This window comes from Thalassotalea atypica (genome assembly GCF_030295975.1).
GTDB classification, from domain to species: Bacteria; Pseudomonadota; Gammaproteobacteria; order Enterobacterales; family Alteromonadaceae; genus Thalassotalea_F; species Thalassotalea_F atypica.
Genome location: NZ_AP027364.1, coordinates 1053789 through 1065797, shown reverse-complemented (window position 1 = coordinate 1065797; position 12009 = coordinate 1053789). Strand labels below are relative to the sequence as shown.

Below are 12009 nucleotides of genomic sequence, written 5' to 3'. Positions count from 1 at the left end.
CACCTAGCTATACAATGGTCATTCTTTGAAAGAAGGTTTTTGTTTAATTTTTTCTTTCAACAAAGCTTCAAAATCAGTAATGGTGAATAACCCAAGTATTTGAGCAGCCTCAGCTAATGAAACATTTTTATTATATGCCTCATGAACAATTTGTGATGATATGTCATAACCGAGTGTGGGTGCTAATAAAGTGATTACCGACAAACTTTGCTTCATATTGCTGTTGATTTGCGACTCATTTATTTCAAGTCCATTAACACAATTGTCAGCAAAAGAATTTATTGCATCCGATAATAACTCAATACTTTCAATAATATTATGAATGATCACTGGGCGGAAAGTATTAAGTTGTAACTGCCCACTCGATGCCGCTAATGAAATAGTTAAATCATTACCAAATGCTTGTAAACAAACCATGCTCATTGCCTCACATTGGGTAGGGTTTACTTTTCCTGGCATAATAGAGCTGCCAGGCTCATTTGCAGGTAACAACCATTCATTAAATCCACAACGTGGTCCACTGCCTAACAATTTAAAATCATTCGCTACTTTAAACAACACACTCGCCAGTTGCTTTAAAGCGCCACTATAGCGAATTAATGCATCCATTCCTGAAACCGCAGCATAGCCATTATGCTTGGCTTCAAAAGGCAATTGATAATGCTCAGCTAATTTTAATGCTACCTTATTGCCAAAATTTTCGGGCGCGTTATCTCCTCCACCAACAGCAGTGCCACCAATAGCAAGTTGATAAACATCACGCAAGCTTTCTGAAATAGCTAAGCGAGCTTGTGTTAACTGATCACAATACCCTGAGAAAACAGCGCTAGTTGACAAAGGAATTGCGTCCATAAGATGTGTTCTTCCGGTACTCGTTGTACCTTTAAACTCCCACTGTTTATTTTTAAGTTCGTCATATAAATGAGTCATAGACTTAAATAAATGACTTTGTGTTAAGGTGGCAACGACTACATGCATTGCACTGGGAAACACATCATTCGATGATTGAGACATGTTGACATGATCATTAGGATGAATTCGATTGTTAATATAATCAAGTTGATGGTTTTCAAAACACCTTTTTTCTCTAAATTCATTAGCTAACGTACAAATCACCTCGTTTACGTTCATATTGGTTTGAGTACCAGAGCCTGTTTGCCATATGCGCAAAGGAAATTGTTCTGGATGATCTCTTAATAGCAATTCATCACATGCAGGTAAAATAGCCTGCAAATAGTCTTCATTTAATAGACCTTCATCATAGTTTACCTGAGCGCATACCCGTTTGATCATAATGAGAGTATCGATAAACTCTGTTGAAAAACAGTGCTTACCAATATTGAAATATTTTAAAGATAATCGAGTTTGTTCCCCCCAAAGTACTTTAGGCTCTCCCGTCGCTGTCTTGTTATGACCTGTTACGTATTTATTCATAAAAACTGGCTTGCCACATAAGGCAAAACCCCTCCTGCAAGAAATTAATCTCGCTCCTGTGACCATTGATGCATGACACTACTGGTAAAGTTACTGTACCTTTAATACGTTCAAATAATTCTACAACAGCAGTTTTAATACCAAGTAGTGATAACCTTAGTTGCCAGCACCACCGTATTTTTCTTCTATTGCATTGAACACTGTTGCAAAATCAACACATGCGGGTAAAGCAGAGTAGTTTTGTATTCATACACGAACAGGTAAAAGAAAATTCATAACCAACCATTGGTTCTTTAGACACATAGTTGTTGTTGGTAGTATCGACAACACTTTGATAATTAAAAGTGTTATAAGTTGAGCAACTTCGAAGAATATTTTCCAAAAAAGTTTTGTAATAAATGGCAAACCATCCAAATTAAACTGAAAATTTTCAGCAAGTTTATTTAACGACCAATAAAAAAACGTTGCCTTTACTGCCTCTGTTATTATTAACTAAATGAGTAAAGTGTCTTTCTTACCATGCTGCTTTATTTATCGGAATCATGATATTTTTCCTTAGAACCATCCTGCTCTAATGCTGCAACATTCAATGCATCTTGAAAGTTATTAAAGCGTAATTTTTTATAGCAATAAATCGTCTTTTGTTCGCAAAAAATACCGTACTTTTCCATCAATACTCTTTGATCATTAAGTGAAGTCATTATGATCTCTCCAACAAATGTTAAAAGAAGAAAAGTCGTCTCAAGCAAGTTAATTATCTATTTAACTTGTATCGTTTTGTCTGTGCTATTAATACCGTTGATAAATTTAAATAAATCACTATCAGTTGACATAACAAGCGTCGTATTTTCAGAAATGATTTCAGGGTAGGCTCGCATTGTGCGGGTAAATTGATAAAGACGAACTGCTTCAGGGCTTTGACTGTAAGACATTGCGTAAATATCAGCAGCCTGCGCATCAGCTAAACCTCTAATTGTTTCAACTTCTTTATAAGCCTCTGATTGTATTTTATTAAGGTCTCTAACGCGATTACCTCGTATTCTTGCCGCTTCACCATTACCTTCCGACAAAAATCGCTCTGCTATTTGTCGACGCTCACTGATCATTCGATCATAAATTTTGGGTCGAACACTTTCATTGTAATTAATCCGTTTAAAACGAATATCAAGTAGTTCAATACCAAATACCTTAACCTTCTCAGCCGCTGCAGTAAATATCTCTTCTTCAACCCATTTTCTACCTTTTTTAATAGGGACTAGATTCCCCATTTTTAACTCTCTTTCAGCCTCTGTTAACATAGCGTCGCGAAGTGGCTTGCGGTCATTAGTGGTACGAATAATTTCTATTAACTCATGCTTAGCCACAGCATTTCGGGTTTCGCTGCCTAAAATATCATCCAACCGTGATTGCGCACTACGCTCATCTCGCAACCTTAAAAAGTACTGTAGAGGATCAGTAATTCGCCAACGGGCAAAAAGATCTACAGAAATATATAACTTATCTTTGGTTGGCATATCAGAAGGCGCACCATCCCATTCTAAAATACGCTTATCAATGGCATTAACCGACTGAATAAAAGGCATTTTAGCATTCAGGCCAGCCATCGTTACCGGCTCACCAATAGGTTTACCGAATTGAGTAATAATCACCTGTTCTACTTCGTCCACTGTGTACAACGACTGTTGAAGAGCAATGGCTAAGCACGTAAATGCTATCAGGAAAATAGTCACCCTTTTGGAGATCATCGTTTTTCTCCTACTTTTAATAGGTTGTTCGGTTGCTCAAGGTTCAGCAGAGGCAAAATATTGTTTGTTGTTTTGTCGATAATGATTTTCGATTGAACTTGAGATAAAACTTTCTGCATAGTTTCAATATAAATACGGCGAAGTGTAACCTCTGGCGATTTAACGTACTGGGCGAGTAAGGCATCAAACCTAGCAATATCACCCTCAGCTTCATTTATCCGCTTTAATCGGTAACCATCAGCTTCACGAATTCGTTGATCTTTTTCGCCTAACGCTAAAGGAATGACTTTGTTATAGTCTCTCCTTGCTTCATTGATTAGCTTTTCTTTTTCTTGCTGTGCCTGATTTACTTCATTAAAAGATTCTTGTACGGGTTTAGGCGGGTTGATATTTTTTAACTGAACTTGGTCGATACTGATTCCCATAGTGTACTTGGTTGAAAGTGTTTGCATTTTTATCAATGCTTGAGATTCAATTTCTTGGCGACCAATAGTAATAACTTCATCAACCGTCCGGTCACCAACAACCTCACGCATGACCGACTCTGAAACATACCTAAGCGTTTCACTCGGCTCTCTAACTTCAAATAAGAATTTAACGGGGTCTAAAATACGATATTGTACAACCCATTCAACTAACGCAGCATTAAGATCACCAGTAACCATTTGTGTTTCACGCTGTTCGTCATGATTTAGACTATTTTGAAAGGGGTCTTGTGCACCAGATGTTGTAAAGCCAAACTCCTGCTTCAACTGTCGCTTTACAGGAACCGTGGTTGCTGATTCAATGCCAAATGGGAATTTAAAGTGAAGCCCAGGTGACACTTCTCTTACATACTTGCCAAATCGTTTAACAATAGCAACTGAATCACTAGGAATGGTATATATCGAAGTCCAAACAGTAAAACCAAAGAGAATTAAGAGCAGAAGTAATAGAAAATTTAACGGACTCCTGCCGGGTAAAAGGCGCTGAAATTTAAACATTCCATCATTAAAGAGTTTATCTAAATCTGGTGGGGATGATGATTTATCGTCCCATGGGCCCCGAGGAGGAGGTTCAACATTAGTAGGCATAATAATGCCCTCTATATAAATGACCTTAATTGATCACTTATCATCTATATATGGGGTCAAAAATCACACAATCAAGGGGGAAGAGACACCTTGCGCTAAAAACTATCTTTACTTTGTGTGAGAAATTGAGCTGTTCACCTTCGGAAATGGTGAGACATGTAGAAGTGGAGGTAGAGAAGACCCTTTAATATAATATTGGTCAACATCATGACACTCTGTTTTAAGGGTGAATGTTGACCAGTTCCTAAAATGAACATACGCTATGATTCGGCTGAACAGGGTAAAGTTCAAGAACTGATTTCATACCTAGTTGATTTTAATGATATTTTTAACTTCATCCTATAATGAACAGACGATAAGCATTTCAGCTAATACCATCTAAAACGAAAAAATGGTAATAACATCAACCTGTTATTACCCTTTTAATATTCTACTTCTAAAACTCAGTTAGTGATTTTCAGAGACCATATTCACGGTATATTTAGGAATTTCAACAACTAAATCTTCATCCGCAACTACGGCTTGACAACCTAAGCGCGACTCTGGCTCTAAGCCCCATGCTTTATCGAGCATGTCATCTTCTAATTCGTCACTTTCTTCAAGTGAATCAAATCCTTCACGTACTATCATATGACATGTCGTACAGGCACAAACCTTTTCACACGCGTGTTCAACGCCAATGTCATTGCGAAGCGCAACATCTAACACGGTTTCACCTTTCTCAGCTTCAATAACTGCGCCATCAGGGCATAATTCTTCATTGGGTAAAAATATAATTTGTGGCATGTTTATTTAACCTCATCAACAGATTGACCAGCTAATGCAGTGCGGATGGACGAGTCCATTCGGCGCTCAGCAAAAGTCGCAGTAACCTGATTCACTATTTCAATTTGTTTTTCAATGTCATTGGTCGCGTTTGTTTGGCTCACTTTTGCTAAAGTGGCTAATGCGGCTTCAATGTCATGTAATTCTTGTTCATTAAGCAAGCCTTTGTCTGCATCAAGTGCGGCTTGTACAGATTCAATCACACGTGAAGCTTCAACTTGCTGCTCTTTTAACATACGAGCGGCAATATCTTCTTTGGCGTGACTCATTGAATCTTTGATCATTGAAGCGATTTGGCTTTCATCCAAACCAAAAGAAGGTTTTACTTCAATGTTTGCTTCAACGCCGGTGGATTTTTCCATCGCCGAGACACTTAACAGCCCATCTGCGTCGACTTTAAAGGTCACGCGAATATGTGCTGCGCCAGCAGTCATTGGCGGAATGCCACGTAGTTCAAAACGCGCTAATGAGCGGCAATCATCAACTAACTCACGTTCACCTTGCAATACATGGATCGACATTGCTGTTTGACCGTCTTTAAAGGTGGTGAACTCTTGTGCCTTAGCTGATGGAATCGTGGTATTGCGTGGGATCACTTTTTCCACTAATCCCCCCATGGTTTCTAAACCAAGAGAAAGTGGGATGACGTCAAGCAATAACATATCGCTGTCAGGTTTATTGCCCGCTAAAATGTCCGCTTGGATCGCCGCGCCAACAGCAACCACTTTATCTGGATCAATTGATGTTAGCGGCACTTGACCAAAGTATTTTTCAACTTCTGCTCGCACTAAAGGTACGCGAGTAGAGCCACCAACCATCACCACTTCAATCACCTCATCGGCAGTAATATCAGCATCTTTAAGTGTACGTCGACATGCACGTAGCGTTTGTGCAACAAGCTTGGCAATTAACTTTTCAAACGTTGATTTAGACAATTCATATTGCCATGTTTCACCATTTTCCAAATCTAACTCAATGGTAAAGCTATCAACATCAGTTAATGCTTCTTTAGCTACACAGGCTTGTTGTGTTAACTGACGCTCTAATGAGGTCGATAACGGACGTGAAAGTCCAGCTTGCTCAATCAAATAGTCAACTAAGGCAACATCAAAGTCATCTCCACCCAATGCGGTGTCACCACCTGTGGCTAATACTTCAAAGACGCCTTTATTTAATCGTAAAACAGAAATATCAAAGGTGCCACCACCTAAATCATAGATAGCAATAACACCTTCTTGACCTGAATCTAAACCGTAAGCCACTGCGGCAGCTGTTGGCTCATTAAGTAACCTAAGTACGGTTAAACCTGATAATTGTGCGGCATCTTTTGTGCTTTGGCGCTGAGCATCGTCAAAATGTGCAGGAACGGTGATAACGGCACCCACCAACTCGCCACCTAGCGCAGCTTCAGCTCGCTCTTTTAGTGAGGCCAGTATAGTTGATGATACTTGAACGGGATTCACAGCACCTTGTCGTGTGACGATTTCAGGGTGATTTTCGTCGCCGGCGTATTGATAAGGCAGTGACGGGTATTTCTTTTCAATATCAGCCAAAGAGCGTCCGATAAGACGCTTTGCAGAAACGATCGTGTTTTCAGGATCTGAAATTGCAAACGCTTTTGCTTCATGCCCTACTAGTGTTTTCTCATTTTGATAAGAAACAATAGACGGTAGAATATCTTGATTTTGTGCATCTGAAATGGTTGTTGCTTCACCACTTTGCACACTAGCAATGAGTGAATTCGTTGTGCCTAAGTCAATACCTACAGCTAAACGATGCTCATGCGGAACCGTACTTTGACCCGGCTCTGCGATTTGTAATAAGGCCATATTGAGACTCTTTAAATTCGCGACTTTTAATTTGGTAAATAAAACAAGGAGGCATTAAGAGCGTTTTAGCAATTCCCTCTAATGCCAAAGGTACTATTGAAACAGGACTTATCCTTCAAATAGCAGATCTTCTAATCGATCGAGTTCAAGGTGAAGTTTCTTATAAAACTTCAATTTTCGCAGTAATTCACTCGCTAACTCATCACTTTCAGGCGTATTTTGAGCCAGCTGAATTTGCATATTTTTATATAAGGCGTCAAATTCCACTTCTAGAACTTGGTTTGCTTCAAAAACGGCTCCATCGATATCATCGGCAAATTTTACTTCAGCAAGCATTTCTCGAAGTTCCATCTGGCGCATTAAAAATGAGTTATCCTTGAATGATGCTTGCTCATTTGGCAGGTTTGCACCACGTTCAACAAGCATATACTCTGCTCGTTTGATAGGATTTTTCAAAATTTGGAATGCATCGTTAATCATTGCTGATTTTTGCACGGCTAACGCTTGCTCTTGACTTGAGCCATGAGCAAAGCGATCAGGGTGAACACTTTTCTGAAGTTTCTGATAGGCTTGTGTTAGTTGACTGTTATCAACAGCAAACTTTGTTTCTAATCCAAATAATTGAAAGTAATTCACGGTAACTCCGGCGACATCAAAACTTATACGTTAAAGCTTTCACCACAACCACATTCGCCTTTAGCGTTTGGGTTAGTGAACTTGAACCCTTCATTTAGTCCTTCTTTAACAAAATCGAGCTCGATTCCTTCAAGATAAACTAAACTTTTGCCGTCAATAATAATGTTGACATCATCAACAGCAAATACTGAATCATCCTCATTTGGTTCATCAACAAACTCAAGCACATAGGCTAAACCTGAACAACCAGTGGTTTTGATGCCTAAACGTAAACCAAAGCCCTTGCCTCTATTCGTTAAGAATGACTTGACTCGCTCTGAGGCCGAAGCCGTCATAGTAACCGACATTACAGCTCCTCGCCTATTCGCCTTGCTTGCTTTGGTAATCTTCTAGCGCTGCTTTAATTGCATCTTCCGCTAAGATTGAGCAATGGATTTTTACCGGTGGTAATGCTAACTCTTCAGCAATTGCGGTGTTTTTAATTTCTGCTGCTTCTTCAACAGACTTACCTTTGACCCATTCAGTGACCAATGAGCTTGACGCTATCGCCGAGCCACAACCATAGGTTTTGAATTTAGCATCTTCAATGATGCCTTCATTGGTAATTTTTAATTGTAACTTCATTACGTCACCACATGCCGGTGCCCCAACCATACCAGTCGCTACTTGTGGATCATCTTTATCTAATGAACCAACATTGCGTGGGTTTTCGTAATGATCAATAACTTTTTCGCTGTACGCCATAATATCTCTCCAAATACGCTGATGCGTTTAAATGCTAGTGAGCAGCCCATTCAATTGAGTCTAAATCGATACCGTCTTTGAACATTTCCCAAAGCGGTGACATTTCTCGTAAATGACCAATTGAACGCTTAATCAAGTCAATAGCGTAATCAATTTCTTCTTCTGTGGTAAAACGTCCAAAGCTAAAACGAATTGAGCTGTGCGCTAATTCATCATTTAAGCCCAAGGCACGTAATACATAAGATGGTTCTAAACTAGCCGAAGTACATGCTGAGCCACTTGAAACAGCTAGGTCTTTCAATGCCATGATTAATGACTCACCTTCAACAAAGTTAAAGCTGATGTTTAAGTTACCTGCATAACGCTTGTCAAAATCGCCATTAACAAACACTTGTTCCATGTCTTGAAGACCCTTAAACAAGCGATCACGCATTTTCGTTACGTGTTCTAAGTCTTGCTGCATTTCTTCTTTTGCAATTCTAAAAGCTTCACCCATACCAACAATTTGATGAGTCGCCAATGTACCGCTTCGCATGCCACGTTCATGACCACCACCGTGCATTTGTGCTTCTAAGCGAATACGCGGCTTACGGCGTACATACAAGGCACCAACACCTTTAGGGCCGTAAATTTTATGGGCAGAAAATGACATTAAGTCCACTTTCAAATGCTGCATATCAATAGGTAATTTACCGGCACTTTGCGCAGCATCCACATGGAAAATAATTTTACGAGCACGACACATTTCGCCTATTTCAGCGATATCTTGAATCACACCAATTTCGTTGTTCACGTGCATAATTGAAACAACAACGGTATCGTCACGCATAGCGGCTTCAAGTTTGTTTAAATCAATCAAGCCATTTGGCTCAGGATCAAGGTAAGTGACCTCAAATCCTTGACGCTCTAATTCACGACATGTATCTAAAACTGCTTTATGCTCTGTTTTAGATGTAATGATGTGCTTGCCTCGTTTGTGATAAAAATTAGCAGCACCTTTAATCGCCAAGTTATTTGATTCTGTAGCACCTGATGTGATCACAATTTCACGAGGATCCGCATTGATTAAATCCGCTACTTGGTTACGCGCAATATCAACGGCTTCTTCTGCCTGCCAACCAAACTTGTGTGAACGTGACGCAGGGTTACCAAAATGACCATCGGTGGTCATATACTCCATCATTTTTTCAGCAACACGTTTATCAACAGGTGTTGTTGCTGAATAATCAAAATAAATTGGAAGCTTCATGGAACTTTATTCTCCAAACTAAAGGGCTAACTGGCGCTACCAGTCTTGCACTATATTTCTAGTTGTAATCAAGGTTTCTAGTGATGGTGCCACATTCTTTTTATTGTGGTGTTCATCTTGTCTTTTTGAAACCGTTTGTACATCACTTTGTTTGACGAGCTCCGACAAAGTGATGCCTTGTAAAAAATCTTCAATTTTCTGACTTAAGTTATGCCATAACGTATGTGTTAAGCATTGATTGCCTGCTTGACAATTACCGTGCCCACCACATTTAGTTGCGTCAACACTCTCGTCAACAGCGCTAATAACGTCTGCTACAGCAATTTCTGCGGTACATTTACCCAAACGGTAACCGCCACCGGGACCCCGGACACTGATAACAAGACCATTTTTGCGAAGGCGTGAAAACAATTGTTCTAAATAGGATAGGGAAATGCCTTGTCGCTCAGAAATATCTGCCAATGGCACAGGTCCATCAGATGCATGTATTGCTACATCCAACATCGCTGTTACGGCATAGCGCCCTTTAGATGTGAGTTTCATAATGTGCCCTAAGTAATTCGCAGCGCAATTTTACATATCCCTGCAAATTAGTCAAATAAATACCCAAGTAAACTACTCAAGTATTTTACCCTTTGCTAGATTGGTGTCAAGAGAAACCCGACTAAATTAGTCAAGTATTATTATTGGTGACTAACTAAATTTCAGGGTCGAAAGCGTCCACAGTATCTTGACGACGCTTGGCTGCTGCTTTTTCATCTTCAACAAACTCACCTACCCTCAATTCAGGCAATGCTTCTTGGCAAACATTACCACCTAATTGATTAATCTCTTTGCAAAGGTCTGCCACTTTGTTGTCCATCAAATGCACATGGTCGAGTAATCGCCCAATCGCCTTAGCAACCGGATCTGGATTATCTTCAGAAATGGCATAAGCATCAAAGCCGTATTTTTTAGCGACGGCATCTCTTGGACCAACAGTGCCATTTTTCCCATTAGGGTTAACAATTTTTCCTGGGATGCCAACGGCTGTCGCGCCATCAGGGACATCTTTAACAACAACAGAATTGGAACCAATTTTACCGTTTTTACCTATTGTTATAGGGCCAAGCACTTGAGCACCGGCGCCGATAACCACATTATCTAATAAAGTTGGGTGTCGTTTGCCTGCATTCCAGCTGGTACCACCAAGAGTAACACCATGATAAATTGTACAATCATCACCAATTTCTGCTGTTTCACCAATAACGATGCCCATGCCGTGGTCAATAAACAATCTCCGTCCTAACGTTGCACCTGGGTGAATTTCAACCCCAGTTAACCATCGGGCAATGGTTGAGATAAGTCGCGCTATTAACTTAATGTCCTTTCGCCAAAACCAGTTTGAGAGCCTATGACCCCAAATGGCATGCATGCCAGGATAATTTAAAAAGACTTCAAGCGCTGTTCTTGCAGCAGGATCTCGATCAAAGACACTGTTAATATCTTCTTTGATGCGACTAAACATATCTCTTCCTATTCAATTTACGATTTATCAGCGCGCCTTGCCGTCTTCTCTATCGAAGACAAGATACCACGCCACATTTTAACTTCTTTTGTGTCTGGACGAGCGCGGTTAATAAATCGTCTCAGTTTTGTCATCACTAAACCCGGATGACTTGGAACAATAAAACTTGTTGCTTTTAACGCGTCTTCAAAATGCTGAAACATTCGCTCTGTTTCTTCAACCACAGGATACTCTTCGTCAGCATCTCCCGTTTTTTCATACGACGCATTTTGTGACGCAAGAAACGCCATTCTTACTTCATAACTTAATGTTTGTACTGCCATGGCCAAATTCAAGGAGCTATACTCTGGGTTTGCCGGAATTTGGACATGGAAATGACAAAGTTGTAATTCCTCATTGGTCAAACCGCTACTTTCGCGACCAAACACTAAGGCAACAGAGTAATCAGGCACTTCTTTAATAAGCTTCTCACCACATTCTCTTGGATCAAGCATTGGCCAAGGCAATGTGCGCGAACGGGCACTGGTGCCAACAACCAAACCACAATCGACAATTGCTTCTTCTAACGTATTAACTACTTTGGCGTCTGCCAGTACATCTGTTGCTCCGGCTGCTAGCGCTTGCGCTTGACCATTTGGCATTTCAATGGGATCAACTAATACCAACTGGCTTAAGCCCATGGTTTTCATTGCTCTGGCAGCAGAGCCAATGTTGCGACAATCCGATGTATTAACGAGAACAATTTTTACATTCTCTAATTTTGCTTGGGTATTTACTTGAACGTCAGACATTATAACTATCTAGATGGCTAAAATTGTCGGGATTCTACCATAGAACAGTACCTATGTAGGCAAGTTTTTGCATCTGATTTTTACAATAGTCACTATGGTTATTCCATCTGAATTAGTCGGAATTGATATAAGCGCCTATTGATGAAATAAAAAGTGCGACCTTCTCGTTAGCTAGA

The 12009-nt window shown here is 40.0% G+C and carries 13 protein-coding genes; all 13 read right to left on the bottom strand.

The features are described from left to right. Nucleotides 1–18: 18 nt before the first annotated feature. The 13 genes from QUE03_RS04925 to trmJ all read right to left on the bottom strand — a co-directional run bounded on the left by QUE03_RS04925 (nucleotide 19) and on the right by trmJ (nucleotide 11833). Nucleotides 19–1434 carry a class II fumarate hydratase gene (locus QUE03_RS04925; protein ID WP_286265704.1) on the bottom strand — a complete coding sequence of 472 codons (1416 nt, stop codon included), beginning with the start codon at nucleotides 1432–1434 and terminating at the stop codon, nucleotides 19–21. A 527-nt stretch (nucleotides 1435–1961) separates the two neighbouring features. Further along, nucleotides 1962–2135 carry a hypothetical protein gene (locus tag QUE03_RS04920; RefSeq protein ID WP_286265702.1) on the bottom strand — a complete coding sequence of 58 codons (174 nt, stop codon included), beginning with the start codon at nucleotides 2133–2135 and terminating at the stop codon, nucleotides 1962–1964. Nucleotides 2136–2192: 57 nt separating this feature from the next. Next, a complete protein-coding gene (hflC, locus tag QUE03_RS04915; protein ID WP_286265701.1) occupies nucleotides 2193–3179 on the bottom strand; it encodes a protease modulator HflC in 987 nt (328 codons plus the stop codon). Beyond that, nucleotides 3176–4252 carry an FtsH protease activity modulator HflK gene (gene hflK, locus QUE03_RS04910; RefSeq protein ID WP_286265700.1) on the bottom strand — a complete coding sequence of 359 codons (1077 nt, stop codon included), beginning with the start codon at nucleotides 4250–4252 and terminating at the stop codon, nucleotides 3176–3178. The genes hflC and hflK overlap by 4 nt, the downstream gene beginning before the upstream one ends. A 447-nt stretch (nucleotides 4253–4699) precedes the next feature. Further along, a complete protein-coding gene (fdx, locus tag QUE03_RS04905; RefSeq protein ID WP_286265698.1) occupies nucleotides 4700–5038 on the bottom strand; it encodes an ISC system 2Fe-2S type ferredoxin in 339 nt (112 codons plus the stop codon). Nucleotides 5039–5040: 2 nt separating this feature from the next. Then, complete coding sequence (hscA, locus tag QUE03_RS04900) at nucleotides 5041–6906, bottom strand: Fe-S protein assembly chaperone HscA (RefSeq protein ID WP_286265697.1); 1866 nt, start codon at nucleotides 6904–6906, stop codon at nucleotides 5041–5043. Between the two features lie 108 nt (nucleotides 6907–7014). Further along, complete coding sequence (gene hscB, locus QUE03_RS04895; protein WP_286265695.1) at nucleotides 7015–7542, bottom strand: co-chaperone HscB; 528 nt, start codon at nucleotides 7540–7542, stop codon at nucleotides 7015–7017. 23 nt (nucleotides 7543–7565) lie between these two features. Then, nucleotides 7566–7889 carry an iron-sulfur cluster assembly protein IscA gene (iscA, locus tag QUE03_RS04890; RefSeq protein WP_286265692.1) on the bottom strand — a complete coding sequence of 108 codons (324 nt, stop codon included), beginning with the start codon at nucleotides 7887–7889 and terminating at the stop codon, nucleotides 7566–7568. Nucleotides 7890–7902: 13 nt separating this feature from the next. Next, the gene (iscU, locus tag QUE03_RS04885; RefSeq protein WP_286265689.1) at nucleotides 7903–8286 is read right to left on the bottom strand and encodes a Fe-S cluster assembly scaffold IscU; all 384 of its coding nucleotides are present in this window, start codon (nucleotides 8284–8286) and stop codon (nucleotides 7903–7905) included. A gap of 34 nt (nucleotides 8287–8320) precedes the next feature. Beyond that, nucleotides 8321–9535 (bottom strand): IscS subfamily cysteine desulfurase, encoded by a 1215-nt coding sequence (locus QUE03_RS04880; RefSeq protein ID WP_286265687.1) that lies wholly within the window; start codon nucleotides 9533–9535, stop codon nucleotides 8321–8323. Between the two features lie 36 nt (nucleotides 9536–9571). Next, the gene (gene iscR, locus QUE03_RS04875; RefSeq protein WP_286265685.1) at nucleotides 9572–10078 is read right to left on the bottom strand and encodes a Fe-S cluster assembly transcriptional regulator IscR; all 507 of its coding nucleotides are present in this window, start codon (nucleotides 10076–10078) and stop codon (nucleotides 9572–9574) included. 154 nt (nucleotides 10079–10232) lie between these two features. After that, nucleotides 10233–11042, bottom strand: coding sequence for a serine O-acetyltransferase (gene cysE, locus QUE03_RS04870; RefSeq protein WP_286265683.1), 810 nt, complete (start codon nucleotides 11040–11042; stop codon nucleotides 10233–10235). Between the two features lie 17 nt (nucleotides 11043–11059). After that, nucleotides 11060–11833: a tRNA (cytosine(32)/uridine(32)-2'-O)-methyltransferase TrmJ gene (gene trmJ, locus QUE03_RS04865; RefSeq protein WP_286265682.1), complete on the bottom strand. Its 774-nt coding sequence runs from the start codon at nucleotides 11831–11833 to the stop codon at nucleotides 11060–11062. Nucleotides 11834–12009: the final 176 nt, after the last annotated feature.